This window comes from Nocardia amamiensis (assembly GCF_015477605.1).
Classification (GTDB): domain Bacteria; phylum Actinomycetota; class Actinomycetes; order Mycobacteriales; family Mycobacteriaceae; genus Nocardia; species Nocardia amamiensis_A.
In genome coordinates this window covers 50,065-71,608 of sequence record NZ_JADLQX010000004.1, presented here as the reverse complement: position 1 = coordinate 71,608, position 21,544 = coordinate 50,065, and the positions used below count along the sequence as shown (strand labels likewise).

Here is a 21,544-nt window from a genome sequence, read left to right as displayed (position 1 = left end):
CGATAGCATCCATCTGCGCCTGAGACCTATTCGAAACCGATACCTACGGGGGTAGTGATCAATGACCTATGCCGACGTCCTGACCAACGCCGCAGTGCTCGACCCGCACGCCTGGTCCGACGCGAATGTGTGGACCGTCGCTCTGGACGCCACCGAAGCACGACGCCGCAGCCGTAGCAGCGGTAAAGGCTTCTCGATCGGAGGCCTGATCCTGTGCCTCGGCGTCGTCGCCGTGGTGATCGGCTTGGTGATCTGGCTGAGCAAACGAGGGAAATCGAACTCGAACCAGCCTCAGCAGCAGTATCCGCCGCAGCAGTATCCACAACAACAGCTGTATCAGCAGCAGCCGTATCAGCAGCAGTACCCGCAGCAGCAGCCGTATCAACAGCCCTACCAGCCACAGCAGCAGCAATACCAGCCACAGCAGCAATACCAGCAGCCCTACCCGCCGCAGCAGTAATCCTTCCCTCGGCGCTTTTCCGAACGTCGCGGTACGGAGGCCGGGATAATCGGAAGTGCCGTGCCGTTGCACCACCAGGTGGAACCCGCGAGGCGGTCGACGGCGAAAAGTTGTCCGGCGCTGTCGTCCTCGGGTGGTCGAGGCCGCACACAGGATCCCGCACAGGTCGGCACCGCCGGTAACGATGGGGACGTTCGCGGTGCGCAGCAGCGTTGTTGCGGCTTCGGCGCTGGCACGGCCCTTCCCGCCAGGATGATGCCGCTGACGGCGGACGGGGTGTGGAAATGCGTGTCGCGCACCCCCTCCCCGCACCAGGTCAGTGGTTTCCCCGCGCCGAAGCGTGCACCGCGACCAGCCTGGCCGCGCGGATCGCGTCCCACAGCGGGCGCAGCAGCGATTCCTGCGCGCCGATCGCGCTGGCGGAGGTGGGAGCGGAGGCCGGTTCCCGCTGGGCTACCGCGAGGATGGCCGCGACGTGGTCGGCGGTATCCAGAATCCGCCTGGCGCGCAATGGAATCGAGTCGGGATAGTCGTGCCGGGAGTAGTCGGCGAGTTCGGCCTCGATGAGCTCACGCGGATCGGACTCGGCCGTGCCGAGCGCGGTGGTGTGCAGCTTCATCAGCGCGTCGGCGGCGTCGCGGACCGCTTCGCGCATCGCGTATTCGGCCTCGCCCAGCGACATGTCAGGTCCCGGCGCCGCCGGGATAGGGGTGCTGTAGACGGTCCACTGCAGGGTGTCCTCGTCCGCCCACTGCGGGATGAGACCGGTACCGTCGGTGCCGGGAACCCCGATCAGGATGCCCTCCTCCGCGGCGATGGCGTCGGCGGCGAACGCCGTGCCCGCGGGAACTCCCCGCACGTCCCCGGGGACCGGGAGCACCAGTCGCAGTTGCGACCCCGGCCACGCCATGGTCTCGCGAATCACCTTGAGCAGGGCCATGACTCCGCTTCCCGGCAGGTTGCCGTGCGCGGACCAGGGTAAGTCGGTGCGCCCGCCGGCCAGGGGATCACCCGCCGCGATCGTGTGCTTCGGCGCCCATGCGTGCAAGGCGGCCAGAACGTCGTCGGGCGCACTGCGGCCGGCCAGCCAGGAGCTCGCCCAGACCGTCAGCGTCGCGCTTGGAGAGCACATAATTATCGAGCATAAAGGGTGGGCGCTACCGGTGGGCATCCATGCGCGATGGCATTCGTGAGCAGCACCGGAACGACGGGGACACCGCGAGTGATGACCGCTGTGTCCGCGCGGACACCACCCCGCATCCGGCCGTCGCGACCACAACCGGCCGATGCACGACGACGCTGCCGGGCGAAGTCCGTCCTCAGCCCGGCGCCAGGCTGAGCGGAGGCTGGAGGCAGTCGCTTATGCGCCGGTTGAGTGAAGGCTGGAGGCAGTCGCTTATGTGCCGGGCTGAGCGGAGGCTGGAGGCAGTCGCTTATGTGCCGGGCGAGCGGAGGCTCGAGGCAGTCGCTTATGCGCCGGGCGAGCGAAGGCGAGGAGGCCGCCTATTCCGGTTCGGTGACGAAGTCGATCAGGCGCTCCACCGCGCCGATGAGCGGCGCCTCCAGGTCGCGGAAGGAGGTCACCGCGCCGTAGACGCGCCGCCATCCGTCCTGCGGGGTGCCCCAGCGCAGGCGTGCGCAGACTCCGGTCTTCCAATCCTCGCCGCGCGGCACCTGCGGCCACTGCGCGATCCCCACGGTCGCGGGGCGCACCGCCTGCCAGACGTCGACGAATGGATGGCCGGTCACCAGCACGTACGGTCCGAGCCCGGTGGTCAGCTGGGTCTCCTTGGATCCGGTCACCAGATGGTCGACCAGCACGCCGACCCGCCTGCCCGGGCCCGGCTGGAAGTCGGCCAGCCGCTCGGCCAGGTTGTCCAAGCCCTCCAGGTGCTCGACGACCACGCCCTCGACGCGCAGATCGTGGCCCCACACCCGCTCCACCAATGCGGCGTCGTGGACACCCTCGACCCATATCCGGCTGCCACGGGCCACCCTCGCGCGCAGCCCCTCGACGCGGGTCGAGCCCGAGGCGGAGCGAGTCGGCTTCTTCGGCGCGGCCGGGGCGGGCCGGACCAGCGTGACGAGCTCGCCGTCGATGAGGAACGCGGCCTCGCGCAGCGCGAACAGGCGCACCACCCCGCGGGCGTCCTCGAGCTTCACGAACTCGCCGTCGTAGCTGCGATCGAAACCGACCACCGCGCCGCAGAATCCGGTGGCGGCGTCTTCGACGACGAGGTCGCGTTCCGCGGTGACCGTAGGTACCGCCCGCTTCTTCGATCGGGGATGTCCGGAGAAGATGTCGCCATACCTGTCACGCCCGCTCACCCGCCTGAAGCTAGCACCGCCGCTGAATGTTTCGGGGCAGCGGGTGCGCGCGTCCCGGGGGCGAATTCGCACGGAGTTGTCACCTCGCTCGCTCCCGCGAGAATGTTCGGAGCACTACAGTGGTCGTGTGGCCGCTATTTTTTGGCTTGTCGCGGGCATCCTGCTCGCCGCGGCGGAGATGCTCACGGGGGATCTCACGCTGCTGATGCTCGGTGTGGCCGCGCTCGGCACCGCGGGTGTCAGCGCCGCGGCGGGCACGTCGGTCTTGGTGGACGCCATCGTGTTCGCGGTGATCTCGGCGGTGCTGCTGCTCGGTGTCCGCCCGATCCTGCGGCGACGCTTCGGAACTCCACCGCCGACGCCGACGAACGTGGATGCCCTGCCGGGTAAGACGGCTCTGGTGCTCGAGCAGGTCGCGGCGCATTCCGGTCAGGTGAAACTGGGCGGGGAGGTGTGGACCGCGCGGCCGATGGACGTGACCGAGGTCTACGAGCCGGGTACCACCGTGTACGTCATGAAGATCGACGGCGCGACCGCCGTCGTCTGGAAGGGGCCGTAATGGCTGTACTGATCGTTGCCGCCGTCCTCGTCCTGTTGGTCGTGGTGGTGGTCTTCAAGTCGATCGCGCTGGTGCCGCAAGCCGAGGCCGCGGTGATCGAGCGCCTGGGCCGGTACTCGCGCACCGTGTCGGGCCAGCTCACGTTCCTCGTCCCGTTCGCCGACCGGATCCGCGCCAAGGTGGATCTGCGCGAGCGGGTGGTGTCGTTCCCGCCGCAGCCGGTGATCACCGAGGACAACCTGACCCTGCACATCGACACCGTGGTCTATTTCCAGGTGACCAGCCCGCAGGCGGCGGTGTACGAGATCAGCAACTACATCGCCGCGGTCGAGCAACTGACCGTCACCACGTTGCGCAACGTGGTCGGCGGGATGACGCTCGAGCAGACGCTCACCTCCCGCGACTCGATCAACGGCCAGTTGCGCGGCGTCCTCGACGAGGCGACCGGGCGCTGGGGCCTGCGCGTCGCGCGGGTCGAGTTGAAGAGCATCGATCCGCCGCCGTCGATCCAGGAGTCGATGGAGAAGCAGATGAAGGCCGACCGCGAGAAGCGCGCGATGATCCTCACCGCGGAGGGGCAGCGCGAATCGCAGATCAAGACGGCCGAGGGCGCCAAGCAGGCGCAGATCCTGTCCGCCGAGGGCGCCAAGCAATCGGCGATCCTGTCCGCCGAAGGTGAACGGCAGAGCCGCATTCTGCGCGCCCAAGGCGAGCGCGCCGCCTCCTACCTGCAGGCACAGGGCCAGGCCAAAGCCATCGAAAAGGTCTTCGCCGCCATCAAATCCGGCAAGCCGACGCCGGAACTGCTTGCCTACCAGTACATGCAGACGCTGCCCATGGTCGCCCGCGGCGACGCCAACAAGGTGTGGCTGGTGCCGAGCGATTTCGGCAAGGCGCTCGAAGGGTTCGCCAAGAGCTTCGGCACGCAGGGCGAGGACGGAGTGTTCCGTTACGAACCGCCCGCGCCCGACGGCTCGGAAGTGAAGCCGGAGGACGACTCCGATGTCGCGGACTGGTTCGATACCGCGCCCGATCCGACCATCGAGCGCGCGGTTCGCGCCGCCGAGGCCACGGCGCGCACTCCGGTGGAGGGCTTGGTACCGACGTCGCCGCCGCAGGGGTACGAACCCTCCCCGCACCAGCCGGTGCTTCCTCCACAGGAGGCTTTCCCGGCGCAACAGCAGCAGCCTCCGCAGCAACCCCCGGCCCAACGCCCGGATGACCCGCACAGCCGCCCCTGGCAACCTCCGGAGAACTTCTCGAAGTAGGACGCGCCACGGATTCCCACGGGAGATCGGGCTCCGGCTGGTACCGCACACGCCAACAGATCCTCGACTACTTCGCCGGCCTCGAGATCGTCGAACCAGGGAATGCTCGAACCCGGGGCTGGTGGCCCGCCGGTCCGCGTACCCCTAGAGCGTTGCAAGGGCCCTGCTGCCGCTGGTCATTCGTGCACCGTCGCCCGCCCGTCTGATGGTGTGGCTGGTCTCCGGCGATGATGCGCGTGCCATCCACGAGCAAGTCGAGCTGTCGTCAACCGCTTACGACGACATCGAGTGGTTTGTTCCCGATGTTGGTGGTGTCGGTGTTGAGGCTCGAGACCGTCCACAGGCAAGAATCGGCTACAACATCGAGGGGCTCCGCGGTCATGAGTACTTCAATTTTGCAGTTACGGCCGGCCCGGCCGGTGATCGGGAATCGGTAGCTGAGTGAGTTTCCGGTGTCTCGGTTGATCTCCCGCTCACCGAAGATGACGCATTGAATTCGAGTCTTGTCATTCGCAACAGGATATGTCCACTTTCTGTCATGAGGAGGGTTTTCGGTCGGCAGTTGGAACTCGCATCCATTTGGTTCGATCAGACGCAATTCCGCTGTTGGGTTGCGGAATTTGGCTCTGGCCACTCCAGTGGGCATGATATCGACGACAATCTCTCCGCGGCCTGCCGTGGTGATCAAGTGTGAATCGTTTCGGACGGCGAGGAAGCCCGGAACAATATAGACGGTTCCGGAGGGCGGACATTGCTTCTGTAGGATTGCTTTGACTGCCATGTCTATCACCTCTTACTAGTGGGATTGTTGATACGCCGATGGAGATACGGATGCATCATCGGTCCTTTGACGTCCCAGCGACATGAGTAGCCGACTACTCGAATCCCGCACACAAGCGCAATGGGAGCCTGGCCGGCTCTTGGAGCGTTGGTAACGGCCGAAGCGGCCCACGATAGACGGGCTGTCGAACAACGAAGAACCGAGCCGGCGCCACCGCTCGCGCGCATACGGGGCAGGTCTCGCCGCGTTTTGGGAACGGCTCGTGTAGCCGTTCGCAACCGATATTGCGGAAACAAGTAATGGTCTACTCGATCCAGTGGAGCTCCGGCGGGCGATACTCACCGGTGGATGATGAAACCGCAAGGTGAACCGAAGTCATTGCTCTAGTGATGGAGAGAATGATGTCAGTCATGAAAGCGCCACCTGTGCGATCTACATACTTGGCCGATGTGGCGGAAACAAGATCGGGTGAAGCGACCAAAGACTTCGTGCGTGTGCAGGACTTCCTCGTCAGATTCGGCTACCTCGCGGAGGATTCGTCGGTGGCGATAAGCGCGAAGAGGGGTTGTGCCGGGCCCGGGTCGGCGAGGCTGACCGGGATCTTGGACTCGGATACATCCACTGCGTTGGCCCTGTACCAGGATTTCCATGGGCTGCAGGTGACCGGAATCTTCGACGCAGCTACTCGCGACTCGATGTCGCGACCGCGGTGCGGATTGCCGGATCCGGCCGCGCTGCCGCTGAGATTCGTGCGAGCTTGTGCATGGGGAAAGACCTGGCTGACCTATGCCTTCGACACGGGCACCGCAGACATCGCCGGCGACGATGAACGACGGGCTGTCCGTAATGCGTTCATCACCTGGGCGGCGGCCGCTCCACTCGCTTTCACCGAAGTGGCGCCGAACCAGCACCCGGATGTGCTGATCCGGTGGAGTGACGCGAACTGCGGTGACACGATCATGACCGGTGGTGATTGGGGGCATTCCGACTACCCTCCAGGTTGCGGGTACTACGGCAACGCCCTGCCTCGACCGGTGCACTTCAACGATCAGCTTACGTGGAGCATCGTAGCGGCGGTCGGCTCTTTGGAGGTCGAGCGAATCGCACTGCACGAGATCGGCCACATTCTCGGCCTGCAGCACTCGGACGTTCCCGGAGCGGTGATGGCAGCGAATGCGATATCGTCCACGCTGACCAATGACGATGTGGAAGGCATTCGTAAGCTGTACCCGCCGACCGGCCCGCTTTTTGCCAAACACAGCGGCATGTGCCTGATCATCGAGAGGCACTCCAGAGACAACGGTGCCGACGCCATTCAATGGAATTATTTCACCAGCAAGAATGGCATATTTCGCATCGAGTGGCTCGAGAAAGGCTTCTACAGGATCAATCCGATCTATGGCACCAACAAGGTTCTCGACATTCGTGACCGATCCATGGCCAACCGCGCGCAGGTACAGCAATGGGACTGGTGGGGTGGCGACAACCAGCGCTTCGCGCTCGAGCCGGTAGGCGACGGGTACTACCGAATCGTCGCCAAGAACAGCGGTCGCGTGCTCGACGTGTTGAACCAGTCCAAGTCGGTCGACGCCAGGGTCATTCAGTTCGACTGGTGGGGTGGCGACAACCAGCGATGGCGAATCGGTCCGGCACCGATCACTTCGATGACAAGCCGCAAAGTTGTCGACGTGAAAGATGTGTCGAGGGCTCCTGGCGCGCCAGTGATCCAATGGGACTACTGGGGTGGCGGCAATCAAAGGTTGCGGCTCGACCCGATCAACCCGCTGGGGTCGGGCGTGTATCGCATCATGATCGAACACAGTGGCATGTGCCTCGATGTCGAAGGTCATTCGCAAGCAGATGGCGCCCGCATCATCCAGTGGCCGTACCTAGGAACCGACAATCAGCATTGGCGACTGGAGAGCAGCAGGTTCGGGCAAGTTCGCTTGACTGCGAAACATAGCGGCCTGTGCCTGTCCATCTCAGGTGGCTCCGACGCGAATGGCGCACAGCTCATCCAGCAGCCACGCACGGATGTGGGCGGCGGATCCCAGTGGTGGCGACTGTGATCGCTGCCGCACAGGTATCCCTGTGCAGGCCTGAGATCCGGGTCATCGTTGTCGGTCGAATACGATCACCGTGCCGGTGGGAATTTTGCACCTGCTGCAGGATGATGGTCCGATCCGGGGCGCTGTGACAGCGGGGCATGCGCTCAATCGGGCAGTCCCGAGGCGCGGATCGCCGGGACGATGACATCGGCGACGCCGCGCATGCCCTGCGGGGTGAGGTGGTAGGGCACGAGGGTTTCGGTGGCGATCACCGGGTCGATCCAGCGGACACCGGCGGGGGCGCACGCGTCGTGGCCTTCCGACGCGGCGCGGGTGCCGACATAGATGGCTCCGTGCGCCGTGGCGGCACGGGACACCACGGTGTTGAGGCGGTCGAAGGCGGCTTGTATGTGCGTGGCGTCGGACGGGCGAAGGCCGACCAATTCGGGGCAGCCGCCGTCGCGGACGTAGCGTGGCCAGCCGTCCACGACGATCTTCGCCTTCGGTGCCAGCGTCGAGATCTGCCGCAACGCGGCCGAATACGACGCCGCGATGCCGTCGATGTCGGCGTCCCAAGTCGGACCGGCGCACGCGCCGACGCCGAAGAGGCCGGACGCGTGGCAGGAGACCACGTGTTCGGCCATCAGGGCGTCGTTGGCGCCGATGTGCACCGTCACCAGTCTGGTGCCCGGGCCGAGGGCGTCGAACTGCGGTGCGATGCCCGGCTCCTGAGCGGTGGTGAGGTCCCGGATGCGCGCCGAATTGCACGTGCGGTCGTCGAGCTGCAGGCCGAGATCCCGGGCGACCAGCTTCGGTGTGTTGGCGGTGGAGCGCAGGCACCGTGGCGGGGCCGAGGTGTCGAAGTTCCGCACGCCGGTGGTGGCCGCGCCGGAATCGCCGAGCGCGACGTACTCGGCCCCTCCTTCGGTGGGCATCGCCGCGGCGGGGGCGGTGGCGCCGACGGCGAGCAGGCAGGCGGTGACGGCGATGGCGTGCGGCAGATTCGTCATGTCGTGTCCTGGGCGGTGTCGGCTGGCGCAGTCATGAGCGGGGCACGTCTCCTTGTGCCGCACGCTACCCGGCAAGCCGATCCGCGGGGCGGAATCCGGTGGCAGACTTCCAGGCATGACAACTCCTGGATGGGCCGACGTGGACGGCTACCTCGTGGACACGCTGGTGGCGGATCCGGCGTCCGAAGCCGCGCTGGTCGCGAACAAGGCGGCGGGCCTGCCCGCGATCGACGTGTCACCGCCGCAGGGGAAGTTCCTGAATCTGCTGGCCAGGACGGTCGGGGCACGGCGGGTGCTGGAGATCGGCACGCTCGGTGGGTACAGCACCATCTGGCTCGCCCGCGCGGTCGGCGCCAAAGGACAGGTGGTCACGCTGGAGTTCGCCGCGCAGCACGCCGAGGTGGCGCGGGCGAACCTGGACCGGGCCGGGGTGGGCGACCGGGTGGACATCCGGGTCGGCGCCGCACTCGACAGCCTTCCCGTACTCGCCGAGGAAGACCCCGATCCGTTCGATCTGGTGTTCATCGACGCGGACAAGGTGAACAACTCCAACTACGTGCTGTGGGCGCTGCGCCTGACCCGGCCGGGCTCGGTGATCATCGTCGACAACGTGGTCCGCGGCGGTGCGGTCGCCGAGGAGCACTCGCAGGACCCGGCCGCGCAGGCGAGCCGGGACCTGATCGAATTGCTCGCCGCCGAACCGAGCCTGGACGCGACCGTCGTGCAGACCGTGGGCGGCAAGGGATGGGACGGTTTCGCCTACGCCGTCGTCAACGGCGAAAGCTTCGACTGAGCCGCCTCGGTCACGGAATCAACACCACCTTGCCGGTCGTTCCGCGCGTTTCCAGCGCGCGGTGCGCGGCGGCTGCCTCCGCGAGCGGGAAACGGTGCACCGCGGGGCGCAGCCGACCGGCGGCCGCCTCGGCCATGGCTCGCTCCTCCAGGACGCGCAAGTCGCCACCGGCCCGCGCCAGCATCGGCGGGCCGACCACCAGCTCGGAGGTGATGCCGCGGGCGGCGAGTTCGTCGGCTGAAAATACCAGCAGCCCTTCGTCATTCGACCGGCCGGACCGGCCGTAGACCAAATGCTGCCCGCCTTTGCCGAGTAGGTGCACACCGGTGCGGGCGATGTCGCCACCCACGGAATCGAACAGCACGCTCGCGCCACGGTCGCCGATGTAGGCACGAACTCGGTCCGGCCAATCCGGCAGCAGGTAATCCGCCGCGAGGTCGGCGCCGTTGCGCCGCACCTGTTCGACTTTCGCGGGACCGCCCGCCAGGCCGATCACGGTCGCTCCGGCGTTCCTGGCGTACTGCACCAGCAGCGTGCCGATGCCGCCCGCGGCGGCCGTCACCACGGCGACACTGTCGGGATCCAAGTCGGTGAACTGGAGAATGCCCATGGTGGTGCGCCCGGTGCCGATCATCGCCACCGCCTCGGCCGCGTCCAGGTTCGCTGGAATCTCGTGCAACCGAGCGGCTTCGGTCACCGCCAGCTCGGCGTAACCGCCCGGCACCGCGCCGAGGTGGGCCACGACCCGCGCGCCGAGCAGACCCGGTTCGACGTCCGGACCGACTCGGTCCACCGTGCCCGCGACCTCGCGTCCCGGGACGGTGGGCAGTTGCGGCAACTCATACGGCCCGGGCTCGCCCCTGCGGAGCGATGTATCCACCAAATGAACTCCGGCGGCCGCCACCGAGATGCGGACCTGGCCGGGGCCTGGTGCGGGGTCGGATACCGTTTCGTAGCGCAGGTTTTCGGCCGGGCCGAAGGTATGGAGGCGAATGGCGTGCACGGTGACTCCTGTTCGTAATGCGGTCGCCGACCAGCTTGCGACCTCGAGTCAGGTCGAGGTCAATCGCTCGCTCCGCGCCGCCCGTGCCGCGAATCCGTCGCACAGGGCGTCGAGCCCGCCATAGAGCAGCTCTTCCTGGGTCAGGTCGCTGACGCCGCTGCCCGCGAGATCGGCCAGCACCGGTGGGACCGGCCCTTCGGCCGTGCCGTTCAGCAGTGTCCGCAGACCGTTGTCGCCGGTCGGGTTCATGCCCTTGCGCGCCATCAACTCGGCGCTGATCTCCGGCAGGGTGGCCCCGGAGATGTAGTTCCACACGGTGAAGGACATACCCGTCGCCTCCCGGGTGGACACGCCGAGTTCCAGGAAGCCGTCCACCAACCACGCCAGGCACGCCAGGCTCTGCGGGCCGAAGCTGTAGCGCGGGGTGGCGAAGGTGAGCAGCACCCACGGATGCTGCCGGTACAGCGCCCAATCGATCTCGGCCGCGATGCGGACCCGGTCGCGCCAGGTCCACCGCTGGCCCTCCGGCGAGGGGTACGGGTTCCGCCGGGCGACCTCGTCGGTCATCAACGCCAGTAGCTCGTCCTTGTTCGCGACGTGGCGATACAGCGACATGGCGCCCACGCCGAGCCGGTCGGCGATGCGCCGCATGGACAGCGCGTCCAATCCCTCGGCGTCGGCGAGCTCGATGGCGGTGTCGACGATGGCGGTGCGGTGCAGCTTGATCTCGGTCATCCCACGGCTCGCTTCCACTCGGGGCCCTGGATGCGTAGCGTACACTGTACCCTTGTCATGCGTACGACGTACGCGCCAGTGAGAGGACGTTCGGGATGACAGACGTGCGGGCAGTAGGTACCGGGCCGACCACGGTGGGCTCGCGCCGCGCCTGGCTGGGCCTGGCTGTCCTGCTGCTGCCGGTGCTGCTGGTGTCGATGGACATCTCGGTGCTGTTCCTCGCGCTGCCGACGCTGACCGTCGACCTGGACCCCTCGGCGGACCAGCAGCTGTGGATTCTCGACATCTACGGATTCCTGATCGCGGGCTTGCTGATCACCATGGGTAACCTCGGTGACCGGGTCGGGCGGCGCACCATCCTGCTGGCGGGCGCCGCGGTGTTCGGGATCGCGTCGGTGATCGCGGCGTTCGCGCCGAGCGCGGGCGTGCTCATCGCGGCACGGGCACTGATGGGCATCGGGGGCGCCACCTTGCTGCCGTCCAGTCTGGCGCTGATCTCCAGCCTGTTTCCCGACGCGCGCGAGCGCGCCGCCGCGATCGGTGTCTGGACGGCGTTCTTCGCAGGCGGCTCGGCCGTCGGACCGATCATCGGCGGCATGCTGCTGCACCAGTTCTGGTGGGGCTCGGTCTTTCTCATCAATATCCCGGTGCTGCTGATCCTGCTCGCGTTCGGCCCATTCGTGCTGCCGGAACATCGAGCGGGCGTGCGGGGACCGCTGGACTTACCGAGCGTCGCCCTGTCCATCGGCGGCATCCTGCCGCTGGTCTACGGGATCAAGCACGCCGCGACCGAAGGCATCGATGCGCAGGCGGTCGTCATCGCGCTGGTCGGCGCGGGGCTCTCGATCGCCTTCGTCCGCAGGCAGCGAGAGCTCGACGAACCACTGCTGGACCTGCGGTTGTTCGCCAGGGTCCCGTTCTCGGTGGCGATCGGCTCCAGCCTGATCGGCATGATGTCGCTGGCCGGTCTGAGCTATCTGACCAGCGTGTATCTGCAATCGGTGACCGGACGCACGCCGCTCGCCGCGGCGCTGCTCGGCATCCCGATGGCGATCGCGGTGTTCGTCTGCTCGATGGGCGGCGCACGGGTCGGACACCGCTTCGGGACCGGTGCCACATTCGTGTTCGCCCTGCTGGCCTCGGCGGTGGGCAACCTGCTGGTGCTGGGCGTCGGCGTGCACGGCGGGCTCTGGTGGTATCTGACCGGCTCCACCATCGCCGGAATCGGCTATGGCCTGGCCTTCACCCTGGTGTCCGACGTTGCGGTGTCGTCGGTGCCGCCGGAGCGGGCCGGGTCGGCGGTCGGCATCTCCGAGACCAGCTTCGAGTTGGGCAACGCGCTGGGCCTCGCCCTGCTCGGCTCGCTCGCGGCGCTGATCTTCCGGTCCGCCGGCGACTACGCGGCCACACTCGGCGAGACCATCCAGAAGGCGGGCGGCGATGCGGCGCTGATCGAGTCGGCACGCGAATCTTTCGTCAACGGAATGCATATAGCCGTGGCCGCGGGCGCGACGGCGCTGGTGGTGATGGCTTTGATCGCCAGGTTCGCCTCGTCCGCCCGGCGCTGACCGATCTGACTTCCTGGTCCGGTGCACCGATGGCGGCCTGAGCATCGCCGCCTACCTCACCTGGCAGGACTTGCCGCGACTCGTGCGTGATAGGGTCGCGGTCCGCATGATGGCGCGATCCCGGGGTGAGCGGCCTTATCCGGGCTACAGTCGAATCCGTGAACCACACTTCGGCCTCGAGCAACGGGCGGCCGATCGCCGAACGGGTGGCGACGCGTCTGCTCTATCCCACGTCGCGCCCACGTGAAAAGGCGTTGCGCGCCGCGGTCGACGGTCAGATCGTCCTGGTCACCGGTGCATCGCACGGGATAGGCAAAGCCAGCGCGCGCAAGCTGGCCGCGGCGGGGGCGACTGTCCTGCTCGTGGCCCGTTCCGCCGAGGAACTCGACCGGGTGGCCGCGGAGATCACCGGAGCGGGCGGCGTCGCGCACGCCTATCCGACCGATCTCACCGACATGGATGCCGTCGAACGCCTCGGCCGCGCACTGCTCGACGAGCACGGCCGCCTCGACGTGGTGATCAACAACGCGGGCAAGTCGATTCGCCGTCCCATCGACGAGTCCTATGACCGCTTCCACGATTTCACCCGCACCATCGACATCAACTATCTCGGTCCGGTGCGCCTGCTGCTCACTCTGCTGCCCGCGATGCGCGCTCACGGGCGAGGCCACATCGTCAACATCTCGACGTGGGGCGTGCGTGTGCCGCCCGCTCCGCGATGGGCGGCCTATGGCGCGTCGAAGGCCGCCTTCGACGTGTGGTTGCGCAGCGTCGCGGCCGAGGTGGCCGCCGACGGTGTCACAACCACCTCGATCTACATGCCGCTGGTGCACACCAGGATGAGCGCGCCCACCGACTTCAGCCGTGTCCCCGGGCTCACCGTCGACGAGGCCGCCGACCTGGTCTGCCACGCGGTGACCGCGAAGCCGCGCGAGATCGCCCCCTGGTGGTCGGCGCCCGTCCAGGCGTGGACCGACCTGACCCGCGGCCGCGCCCAGCGTTTCATGGAGCGCGCTTTCCGGCGCTGATCCGAACCGGAACCGGCACGACGGCGGAACGTCCGGGACACCTGGGCGACACGCCGGGACATAGGATCGACGGGTGCGTGAATCTGCTCCGAGCGGTCCGGCTGCGTCGAGCCTTGCGACGGTGCTCGCACTCGCCGACTCGCGGCTGCCGATCGGCGGGCATGTGCACTCCGGCGGAGTCGAGGAGGCCGTCGCCTCCGGGCTGATCCGCGACGTGGCGACGGTGGAGTTGTACCTGCGCCGCCGAATCCGGACAACGGGCCTGGTGGCCGCATCGCTGGCCGCCGCGGTGTGCGCGGGCGAACTCGATGCGGCCCGCGCCGAGGCGGAGGCCGACGCACGCACACCCGCGCCAGGCGCCCGCGCGGCATCCCGCGCGCAGGGCCGCGGCCTGCTGCGCCTGGCCAAACAGCTGTGGCCCGAGCACGAGTGGTCGCGACTCGGCGCGACACCGCACCTGTCCACGGTTTTCGGTGCGGTCGGCGCGGCCGCCGCGGTGCCGCCGCAACAGATCGCGAACGTTGTCGTCTACACCACGCTCACCGGCGCGGCGACCGCCGCCCAGCGCTTGCTGGCACTGGACCCCGCCGCCATCGCCGCATGCACGATCCGCCTCGCCGACCTGTGCGACCGGGTCGCCGCAAAGGCGGTGACCGGCCTTGCCGCGGTGTCCGATCCACTGCAAGACGTGCTCGCCGAGCGTCACCTGCGCCGCGACATGCCACTGTTCGCCAGCTGAAGCCCCTCGAGCGAAGGAGACCGCGCCATGCCCCCGCACCTGATCGACGGCGAGCCGCACGACCACCGTCACGACCGGCCCAAGCGGACCCGGATCCCCGGCGAGGCGTTGCGCATCGGCATCGGCGGCCCGGTCGGCTCCGGCAAAACCGCATTGGTGGCCGCGTTGTGCAGGCAACTGCGCGACGAGCTGTCGCTGGCCGTGCTGACCAACGACATCTACACGACCGAGGACGCCGACTTCCTGCGCAGGCACGCGGTATTGCCCGACGAGCGGATCACCGCCGTGCAGACCGGCGGCTGCCCGCACACCGCCATCCGCGACGACATCACCGCCAACCTCGACGCCATCGACGATCTGGTCGCCGCCAACCCGCCGCTGGATCTGATCCTCGTCGAATCCGGCGGCGACAATCTCACCGCCACCTTCTCCTCCGGACTGATCGACGTGCAGATCTTCGTCGTGGACGTGGCGGGCGGCGACAAGGTACCGCGCAAAGGCGGCCCCGGCGTGACCTTCTCCGATCTGCTGGTGGTCAACAAGACCGATCTCGCGCCGCTGGTCGGCGCGGATCTGGGCGTGATGGAGCGCGACGCGACGCGGGTACGTGCCGGCCGCCCGACCGTGCTGGTCTCGCTCACCGAGGACCGGGCGGCGACGCCGGTGCTGAACTGGGTGCGCGAGCAGCTACGCGCGATCGCCGAGCAGGACCGGGCGGGCACCGGCGAATCCGCTGTCGCGCACTGAGTTCCGCTGTTGCGCACCGAGGTACGGATAGTCGCCACCGCCGCGGCACTCCCCGAGATCCATGCCGGCGGTGGACTGGCTGCTCGCCGCACCGGCCCGCGGACGGTTCATCTGATCGGCACCGCCGCCACGCCGCTCGGCGGTGACGAACTCGACATCGTCGTGGTGGTCGCGCCGGGCGCCGAACTGGTGGTGCGCTCGGCCGCGGCGACCCTGGCGCTGCCCGGCGCGACGACGCCACTGTCGTTCGCGCGGTGGCACCTCGAAGTCGGCAGCGGGGGAGCGCTGGATTTCGATCCCGAGCCGATGATCGTCGCGGGCGCCGCCCAGCACCACACCGTCACCACGGTCCAGTTGGCCTCTGATTCCCGGCTGCGCATGCGCGAACGTGTGCAGATCGGCCGCACGGGTGAGGACGCGGGCCAGTGGCGGGGAGACCTGATCGCCGATGTCGACGCCACACCATTGCTGCGCCACCGTCTCGAACTGGGCGTGGGGACATCGGCATACGACGCGCTGGCCGCTCCGCGCGCGTTGGAGAGCGAGCTCGTCTACCCCGACGGACGTCCGACGGCCACAACAGGTTTGACACAGACCCGGCTGCCACTCGCGGCCGGTGGCAGCTTGTTCACTCGCACCGGATCACTGCTCGCCGTCTCCGGGTGACACCGTGCCGAGCACGTCCTGTGGAATTCATCTAGTACGGGTGTAATCCGGCCGATCAGGGGAGAAAAGAAAGGGTGGGAGCCCGCCAGCGTCGTCGGGCTCCCACCCTTCCGGCTCGTCCCTGGGATGCGCCGGTCCGGTCAACCGTTGGCCCCCTCCAGGGCCGGATCGACCGGTGCGGTGTCGGTGGACTCCGGAGGTGTGCTGAGGGCCTGCGGTGGCGCGCTGAAGGCGTGCACCGCACCGAGTGCCGCACCGACGCCCGCGCCGATCGCCGCAAGGGGGACGGCCATGAGAGCCGCGCCGTAAGCGGCACCCATCGGCCCCGCGGCGAGACCTATCGGCGCGAACGGCAGGCCGATGGCCCCGCCGAGCGCACCGCCCATGGCGGCCCCGAACAGCGCGAACGGACTTGCCACCGCAGCGCCCGCGGCCGCACCGATCGCCGCGGCGCCCACCGTCTGGCCCGCGATGCGGTCGGACCGGGTGCGCTCCATGCCCACCGAGTCGAGGAATGTCGCCATCTCGGCCTCGACTCGTGCGGCGCCGTCATTGAGCTGGATCGCCTGCTCCCGGTACAGCCACTCCGGTGCGTCGACTTGCACGTCGCCGAAACGCAACTTCCCCGCCGGCGGCGCGATCGGCGGCACCGGGGCGACCGGAACGGGCAGGTGCAGCGACTCGATCGGGGCCAGGTATTTCTTCTCCGGCATCGGCCGCGCCCATTGCAGCGAGCTCAGCGTGTCCTCCGGAATATGCAGACCCTGGTATGGGCGCACATTCGGGGCTTCGGCCGCGGGCCACTCCACTTCGGCGGCCTGGCTTGTCTCGCCGGTCTGCTCCACTTGGTCGGCCGGACCCGCCGGAACAGACCGATCAGGCTCTGCGTCCGCGGTTCCGGGTCCCACCAGCGCGATTACCAGGGGGATCGCACCCGCGACGACGATCGAGCCCATCTTCTGTCGACGCGGGTCGGCTGCCCTGTGCTTGCCTGTGCCCATAGATCACCTTTCATCCGGAAGGAGACTTCGACGCCCCACATTCGGATTCGCTGGCGACCTGGATTGGTCGAGCTCGCTATCACAACACGAATTGAAATAACTGCGTGTTTGCTAGCTAACCCGCTTTGACGTTGGTACCGGCCTTGTCCACCGCGGCCCGGCTGTTGGTGGAGGCACCGAGCGCGGCAGCCAGTTGTTCGGCGTCTTCGTCGTCGCCGGTACTGATGGCCTCCAGGGCTAGTCGCGCGAACACCCACTGCTCGGTGGCCGCCATCTGTCCGCGGCTGCGGCCGAGGAAGGTGACGAACCACTGGATCACGGTGATGATCCGGCTGCGATACCCGACCAGGTAGTACAGGTGCAACGCCAGCCAGGCCAGCCACGCGATGAATCCGCCGAACTCCAGCTTGCCCACCTGGCACACGGCGCTGAACCGCGAGATGGTGGCCATGCTGCCCTTGTTGAAGTACTTGAACGGCTTGCGCTCCTGCGACGTCTGGCCTTTCAGACCGGCCTTGATCTGCTTGGCCGCGTAGGTCGCGCCCTGGATGGCGCCCTGCGCCTGACCGGGCACGTTCGGCACCGACATCAGATCGCCGACCACGAACACGTTCGGGTGGCCCTTGACGGTCAGGTCCGGCTCCACCACGACCCGGCCCGCGCGGTCGACCTCGGTGCCGTCGGACTGATCGGCGATCATCTTGCCCAGCGGGCTGGCCTGCACGCCCGCTGACCAGACCTTGCACGCCGACTCGATGCGCCGGATGGTGCCGTCGGAGTCCTTCACCGTGACGCCGAATGCGTCGACATCGATGACCATCGCGTTGAGCTGGATCTCCACGCCCATCTTCGCGAGCCGCCGTTCGGCTTTGCCGCCGAGCTTGGGCCCCATGGGGCCGAGCACCGCGCCCGCACCCTCGATCAGCACCACGCGTGCGTCGCGCGGATCGATGTTGTGGAAGGTGCCCTCCAAGGTGCGGTCGGAGAGTTCGGCGATCTGACCGGCCAGCTCGACACCGGTCGGGCCTGCGCCGACGATGACGAAGGTCAGCAGCCGGTCGCGCTCCTCCTGGGTGGTGGCCAGCTCGGCCTGCTCGAACGCGCCGAGGATCCGCCCGCGCAACTCCAGCGCGTCGTCGATGGTCTTCATGCCGGGCGCGAAGGTGGCGAATCGGTCGTTGCCGAAGTAGGACTGCTGCGCGCCGGTGGCGACGATCAGGCTGTCGAACGGGGTGACGGTGTCCTTGTCGAGCAGACGCGAGGTCACCGTCTTGTTGTGCAGATCGATGTCGGTGACGTCGCCGAGCAGCACCTGCGCGTTCTTCTGCTTGCGCAGCACGAGACGGGTAGCGGGCGCGATCTCGCCGACCGAGAGGATGCCGGTCGCGACCTGATAGAGCAGCGGCTGGAACAGGTGGGTCGAGGTCTTCGAGATGAGTGTGACGTCGACGTCGGCGCGCTTGAGGTGCTTGGTACCGAACAGGCCGCCGAAGCCCGAGCCGATCACCACCACCCGGTGACGACCGTTCCCGACAGTCTGACTGCTCATCGTGCTGCTCCTCGATGGACCTCGGGGGGCGTCCCCGGCGATGTTCCTGACACGCCCAACCGTAGCCGCCGCGCCGTGCACCGTCACGGCGAGATCCCCGTTCCTGGCGTGTTGCGGTGCGATGTCTCACCGTCGGCGAATCGCCGTGGGGAGGATCGCCGTGCCGGAACCGGCCGAGCGGACGCGGCGGAAAGCCTACGATGGACACTGTCGTTCAGGGAGGTTCGCCATGGTCGCCGGTGACCGCGTGATCGGCCGGAAACCCAGCGTGCAGGCCGAATCGGAGAACGTCGCGCTGATCGAGGTCCCGCACGATCATCTCATCGACCGTGCGCTGGGGTTACTGCCGGAACGGCGCCAGGTGCTGGCCACTCCGCCGCGCGGCAGCGACACCGTCGCCGTGCGCGGCGATGCCGGCCTGCCCTATCTGGGCCGGGCGTTGCATTACATGCGCTGGGGCCCGGCCGAGATGATGGAGCGTTACCGCCGCTACGGGCCGGTCTCGCTGAACACTTCGCTCGGCGTGGACCGGGTGCTGGTCGCGGGGCCGGACGCGCTCGACGAGGTGCTCGGTCACCGGCGCCGCGACTTCGGCCAGGGCTGGGACTATTTCATCGGCCCGTTCTTCCGGCGCGGACTGCTGCTGCTGGAATTCGAGGAGCACAAATTCCATCGCCGGATCATGCAGCAGGCCTTCACCAGGGACCGGCTGGAGGCGCACCTGGCGGCGCTGACCCCGGTGGTGCGCGCAAGCATCGCGCGGTGGGTTCCACAGGGACGCAATGCCGAACGGACCGTGCGGCTGTATCCGACGATCAAAGAGCTCACCCTCGACATCGCCGCGGAGACGTTCATGGCCGTCGACGTGGGCCCGCGCCGCCAAGAGCTCATCGACGCGTTCGTCGACTGCACCCACGCCGGGCTGGCCATCATCCGGCACTCGGTGCCCGGCGGCAACTGGCGCGCCGGGCTGCGCGGCCGGAGGCTGCTCGAGGAGTACTTCACCGCCATGCTCCCGCAGAAGCGTCGCACCGAATCGCCGGACTTCTTCTCCGGGCTGTGTCATGCGCGCAGCGAGGACGGCGGCGTCTTCGGCGACGCGGACGTGGTGAACCACATGATCTTCTTGATCATGGCCGCGCACGACACCACCACGACCACGGCCACCGCGGTCGCCTACTACCTGGGCAAACACCTGGACTGGCAGCAGCGGGTGCGCGCCGAGGTGCTCGGCATGGACGAACGGCTCGGCGACGCGCCACCTACCATCGCGGATCTGGAGGGACTGCGCGATCTGGATCTGGTCGTCAAGGAGAGCCTGCGGTTGATGCCGCCGGTTCCGGGATTGTCGCGCCGCGCGGTGCGCGACACCGAGATCGCCGGGCACTACATTCCGGCCGGCGCCCCGGTCGACCTCGCCTACCAGGTCAATCACCTGCTGCCCGAGCTGTGGACCCAGCCCGAGCGATTCGACCCCGAGCGGTTCGGCGAGCAGCGGCGCGAGGACAAGTCGCATCGCCTGGCCTGGATGCCGTTCGGCGCGGGCGCGCACAAGTGCATCGGGATGCACTTCGGCACCTTCGAGGTCAAGACGGTGACCGCCGCCTTGGTGCGCGAATACGAGTGGCGCATCCCGGCGAAATACCGCATGCCCTGGGGATTCACCACGATTCCCTTCCCCAGGGACGGCGCGCCCATGACGCTGCGCAGGCGTTCGGCCACCTGAGTGGTTCGCACTCGCACAGCGCGTCGGGTGCGAGTCCTACGAGCACCGTTCGCGGCCCGTCTCGGACGCGAGACTTCCCGGGGCCGCGAACACGCAGCGCCGCAGGCGCTGCACAAACACAGTCACCGCCCGGCGAACAGCATCTCCGCGACCTTGGTGTCGGTGTCGGCGCCCTCGGTGTAGCCGCCCGCGTCACCCAGCGCCGTCATGATCGCCAGGGTGTAGCGCTCGCCCGGTCCCGCGAACCCGACCGAGTTGACCACCCAGCCGCCCTCCTCGGCGGACCAGCCGTTCTTCAGGCCAGGACGCATCTTCGCGCCCGCGCCCCACACGCCCCAGTGCTGGTTGGAGTCGACCGCGCGCATCCGCTCCACCAGGTAGTTGCGGTCGTCCGGGTGCATGCGGTTGAGGATGTGGTCCATCAGCCGGTCGAGGTCGGCGGCGGTGCACTTCTGGAACGACCAGTCCGGGAACAACGCGGTATTGGTCGGCTGCGGCACCAACGAGGTCATGCCGTTGGCGCGGAAGGCGTTGTTGAACGCCATCCGGTCGATGCCCGCGTACTTGATCCACAGCATGTCGGCGGCGCCGTCGTTCGAGGTGGCCAGCATCGATTCCAGCAGGCCACGGTCCTCGGGAGACAGCGCGATCGCGCCGATCCGCGCCCGATTCAGCAGATCGGCGGCGATCGCGAGCTTGATCGTGGAGGCGGTCCAGACCGCGTTCTCCGCGTTGCCATTGGCGTAGACCCCGCCGGACACCCGGTCGCGCACGACGTAGCCGGTGACACCGGGACGCTTCTCGAGGTAGGCGTTGACGGCGGCGATGCGGCTGCTCATATCGCAGTCGAAACCGGCCAGGCATCCCTGCGTATGCGCGAGCGGCGCCGCACCCGCGGTCGGGAGCATGGCGGGCAGGCTCGGAGCGAGGATCGCCGTGGCGGCGAGGACACAGGCGGAGGCGGCCACGCGGGGAACGGTCCGGGTGGCGGGGGACGGATAACGCACGAGGGATCACGATCGCACATCGCGGGTCCGGACGCACGTCTTGAGCTCGGGTCCGGGTTGTGCTAATCGCACGTTTCCGAGCTTGCGTCGCATCGGGTTTCGACCGTCGTCGCAGGCCGGAGCGGTTCACCGGAAGGCGGCGCGCAGATCGTCGACTGTCCGTCCGTTGAGGCGGTAGCAGTGCTCGAACGCCTCGGTGTGCCGGTCCCGGGGCCAGGACTGGAGGACGACGGTACGACCGTAGTGGCGCGAGTTGACGAGCTCCCAGCGGTCACCGACCCGGCGGACTGTGAATCCGCCTCTCGGAACCAGCGGAATCACCATCGCATCCATGAACGCGAACCAGCCTTTCGGTGCAGCTCTCGTCCCTCCCCGGTGCAGCACTGTCGCACATCGGCCGCGCGCAGCCCGCGTGACACGACGGAGTAATCCGTTCTCGTGTGGTCTATTTCACTCGCGCCCGGATGGGGTGGTGCGATTGCGCGTCGGTCGCCGGGCGTATAAACGTGCACGAAGTCCGAGGCCAGC

General features: G+C 67.9%; 21 protein-coding genes. 11 read left to right on the top strand and 10 right to left on the bottom strand.

Annotated features, from left to right (window positions below; all coding sequences use genetic code 11):
- The first annotated feature begins 61 nt into the window (after positions 1–61).
- Positions 62–460 carry a hypothetical protein gene (locus IU459_RS06865; protein WP_195128632.1) on the top strand — a complete coding sequence of 133 codons (399 nt, stop codon included), beginning with the start codon at positions 62–64 and terminating at the stop codon, positions 458–460.
- 316 nt (positions 461–776) lie between these two features.
- Here the strand turns inward: IU459_RS06865 and IU459_RS06860 are convergent, their stop codons facing one another.
- Positions 777–1,592, bottom strand: coding sequence for a hypothetical protein (locus IU459_RS06860; protein WP_195128631.1), 816 nt, complete (start codon positions 1,590–1,592; stop codon positions 777–779).
- Between the two features lie 371 nt (positions 1,593–1,963).
- The gene (locus tag IU459_RS06855; RefSeq protein WP_195128630.1) at positions 1,964–2,788 is read right to left on the bottom strand and encodes a DUF3097 domain-containing protein; all 825 of its coding nucleotides are present in this window, start codon (positions 2,786–2,788) and stop codon (positions 1,964–1,966) included.
- A 127-nt stretch (positions 2,789–2,915) separates the two neighbouring features.
- On the opposite strand from IU459_RS06855, the gene IU459_RS06850 reads away from it, so the two are divergent.
- Entirely contained in the window at positions 2,916–3,347 is a 432-nt protein-coding gene (locus IU459_RS06850; RefSeq protein ID WP_195128629.1) for an NfeD family protein, read from the top strand.
- Positions 3,347–4,615, top strand: a complete 1,269-nt coding sequence (locus IU459_RS06845) for an SPFH domain-containing protein (RefSeq protein ID WP_195128628.1) — start codon at positions 3,347–3,349, stop codon at positions 4,613–4,615. The genes IU459_RS06850 and IU459_RS06845 overlap by 1 nt, the downstream gene beginning before the upstream one ends.
- Before the next feature lie 265 nt (positions 4,616–4,880).
- On the opposite strand, the gene IU459_RS06835 is transcribed toward IU459_RS06845, so the two are convergent.
- Positions 4,881–5,396 carry a hypothetical protein gene (locus IU459_RS06835; RefSeq protein WP_195128627.1) on the bottom strand — a complete coding sequence of 172 codons (516 nt, stop codon included), beginning with the start codon at positions 5,394–5,396 and terminating at the stop codon, positions 4,881–4,883.
- A 449-nt stretch (positions 5,397–5,845) separates the two neighbouring features.
- Here IU459_RS06835 and IU459_RS06830 point away from each other — a divergent pair, with 449 nt between their 5' ends.
- Positions 5,846–7,465 (top strand): RICIN domain-containing protein, encoded by a 1,620-nt coding sequence (locus tag IU459_RS06830; RefSeq protein WP_324198792.1) that lies wholly within the window; start codon positions 5,846–5,848, stop codon positions 7,463–7,465.
- Positions 7,466–7,608: 143 nt separating this feature from the next.
- Here the strand turns inward: IU459_RS06830 and IU459_RS06825 are convergent, their stop codons facing one another.
- Positions 7,609–8,454 carry an SGNH/GDSL hydrolase family protein gene (locus IU459_RS06825; RefSeq protein ID WP_195128625.1) on the bottom strand — a complete coding sequence of 282 codons (846 nt, stop codon included), beginning with the start codon at positions 8,452–8,454 and terminating at the stop codon, positions 7,609–7,611.
- Between the two features lie 115 nt (positions 8,455–8,569).
- Here IU459_RS06825 and IU459_RS06820 point away from each other — a divergent pair, with 115 nt between their 5' ends.
- Positions 8,570–9,247, top strand: coding sequence for an O-methyltransferase (locus tag IU459_RS06820; protein ID WP_195128624.1), 678 nt, complete (start codon positions 8,570–8,572; stop codon positions 9,245–9,247).
- Between the two features lie 10 nt (positions 9,248–9,257).
- Here the strand turns inward: IU459_RS06820 and IU459_RS06815 are convergent, their stop codons facing one another.
- Positions 9,258–10,250, bottom strand: a complete 993-nt coding sequence (locus IU459_RS06815) for a zinc-binding dehydrogenase (RefSeq protein WP_195128623.1) — start codon at positions 10,248–10,250, stop codon at positions 9,258–9,260.
- 48 nt (positions 10,251–10,298) lie between these two features.
- Positions 10,299–10,985 carry a TetR/AcrR family transcriptional regulator gene (locus IU459_RS06810; protein ID WP_195128622.1) on the bottom strand — a complete coding sequence of 229 codons (687 nt, stop codon included), beginning with the start codon at positions 10,983–10,985 and terminating at the stop codon, positions 10,299–10,301.
- A gap of 95 nt (positions 10,986–11,080) precedes the next feature.
- Here IU459_RS06810 and IU459_RS06805 point away from each other — a divergent pair, with 95 nt between their 5' ends.
- The 5 genes from IU459_RS06805 (at position 11,081) to IU459_RS06785 (ending at position 15,733) form a co-directional block, all read left to right on the top strand.
- Positions 11,081–12,553 carry an MFS transporter gene (locus IU459_RS06805; protein WP_195128621.1) on the top strand — a complete coding sequence of 491 codons (1,473 nt, stop codon included), beginning with the start codon at positions 11,081–11,083 and terminating at the stop codon, positions 12,551–12,553.
- A gap of 158 nt (positions 12,554–12,711) precedes the next feature.
- Positions 12,712–13,581 carry an SDR family NAD(P)-dependent oxidoreductase gene (locus tag IU459_RS06800; RefSeq protein ID WP_440446467.1) on the top strand — a complete coding sequence of 290 codons (870 nt, stop codon included), beginning with the start codon at positions 12,712–12,714 and terminating at the stop codon, positions 13,579–13,581.
- A gap of 73 nt (positions 13,582–13,654) precedes the next feature.
- On the top strand, positions 13,655–14,320 hold the full coding sequence (locus tag IU459_RS06795; RefSeq protein WP_195128620.1) for an urease accessory UreF family protein: 666 nt from the start codon (positions 13,655–13,657) through the stop codon (positions 14,318–14,320).
- A 27-nt stretch (positions 14,321–14,347) separates the two neighbouring features.
- Positions 14,348–15,067 (top strand): urease accessory protein UreG, encoded by a 720-nt coding sequence (gene ureG / locus IU459_RS06790; protein WP_195128619.1) that lies wholly within the window; start codon positions 14,348–14,350, stop codon positions 15,065–15,067.
- Between the two features lie 9 nt (positions 15,068–15,076).
- On the top strand, positions 15,077–15,733 hold the full coding sequence (locus IU459_RS06785; protein ID WP_195128618.1) for an urease accessory protein UreD: 657 nt from the start codon (positions 15,077–15,079) through the stop codon (positions 15,731–15,733).
- A gap of 140 nt (positions 15,734–15,873) precedes the next feature.
- Here IU459_RS06785 and IU459_RS06780 read toward each other — a convergent pair whose 3' ends face one another.
- The gene (locus tag IU459_RS06780; RefSeq protein ID WP_228837512.1) at positions 15,874–16,734 is read right to left on the bottom strand and encodes a hypothetical protein; all 861 of its coding nucleotides are present in this window, start codon (positions 16,732–16,734) and stop codon (positions 15,874–15,876) included.
- Positions 16,735–16,849: 115 nt separating this feature from the next.
- Complete coding sequence (locus tag IU459_RS06775) at positions 16,850–18,283, bottom strand: NAD(P)/FAD-dependent oxidoreductase (RefSeq protein WP_195128617.1); 1,434 nt, start codon at positions 18,281–18,283, stop codon at positions 16,850–16,852.
- A 229-nt stretch (positions 18,284–18,512) separates the two neighbouring features.
- Between IU459_RS06775 and IU459_RS06770 the strand changes: the two genes are divergently transcribed.
- Positions 18,513–20,009, top strand: coding sequence for a cytochrome P450 (locus tag IU459_RS06770; protein WP_195128616.1), 1,497 nt, complete (start codon positions 18,513–18,515; stop codon positions 20,007–20,009).
- Positions 20,010–20,131: 122 nt separating this feature from the next.
- On the opposite strand, the gene IU459_RS06765 is transcribed toward IU459_RS06770, so the two are convergent.
- Complete coding sequence (locus IU459_RS06765; protein ID WP_324198774.1) at positions 20,132–21,016, bottom strand: tat pathway signal sequence; 885 nt, start codon at positions 21,014–21,016, stop codon at positions 20,132–20,134.
- A gap of 126 nt (positions 21,017–21,142) precedes the next feature.
- Positions 21,143–21,349, bottom strand: coding sequence for a hypothetical protein (locus tag IU459_RS06760; RefSeq protein WP_195128615.1), 207 nt, complete (start codon positions 21,347–21,349; stop codon positions 21,143–21,145).
- Positions 21,350–21,544 lie beyond the last annotated feature (195 nt).

Excerpts from the sequence above, each read along its gene's own strand:
- IU459_RS06865 (WP_195128632.1), top strand. The coding sequence starts at position 62 with ATGACCTATGCCGACGTCCTGACCAACGCCGCAGTGCTCGACCCGCAC.
- IU459_RS06860 (WP_195128631.1), bottom strand. The coding sequence starts at position 1,592 with ATGTGCTCTCCAAGCGCGACGCTGACGGTCTGGGCGAGCTCCTGGCTG.
- IU459_RS06845 (WP_195128628.1), top strand. The coding sequence starts at position 3,347 with ATGGCTGTACTGATCGTTGCCGCCGTCCTCGTCCTGTTGGTCGTGGTG.
- IU459_RS06835 (WP_195128627.1), bottom strand. The coding sequence starts at position 5,396 with ATGGCAGTCAAAGCAATCCTACAGAAGCAATGTCCGCCCTCCGGAACC.
- IU459_RS06825 (WP_195128625.1), bottom strand. The coding sequence starts at position 8,454 with ATGACGAATCTGCCGCACGCCATCGCCGTCACCGCCTGCCTGCTCGCC.
- IU459_RS06820 (WP_195128624.1), top strand. The coding sequence starts at position 8,570 with ATGACAACTCCTGGATGGGCCGACGTGGACGGCTACCTCGTGGACACG.
- IU459_RS06810 (WP_195128622.1), bottom strand. The coding sequence starts at position 10,985 with ATGACCGAGATCAAGCTGCACCGCACCGCCATCGTCGACACCGCCATC.
- IU459_RS06805 (WP_195128621.1), top strand. The coding sequence starts at position 11,081 with ATGACAGACGTGCGGGCAGTAGGTACCGGGCCGACCACGGTGGGCTCG.
- ureG (WP_195128619.1), top strand. The coding sequence starts at position 14,348 with ATGCCCCCGCACCTGATCGACGGCGAGCCGCACGACCACCGTCACGAC.
- IU459_RS06780 (WP_228837512.1), bottom strand. The coding sequence starts at position 16,734 with ATGGGCACAGGCAAGCACAGGGCAGCCGACCCGCGTCGACAGAAGATG.
- IU459_RS06775 (WP_195128617.1), bottom strand. The coding sequence starts at position 18,283 with ATGAGCAGTCAGACTGTCGGGAACGGTCGTCACCGGGTGGTGGTGATC.
- IU459_RS06770 (WP_195128616.1), top strand. The coding sequence starts at position 18,513 with ATGGTCGCCGGTGACCGCGTGATCGGCCGGAAACCCAGCGTGCAGGCC.
- IU459_RS06760 (WP_195128615.1), bottom strand. The coding sequence starts at position 21,349 with ATGGATGCGATGGTGATTCCGCTGGTTCCGAGAGGCGGATTCACAGTC.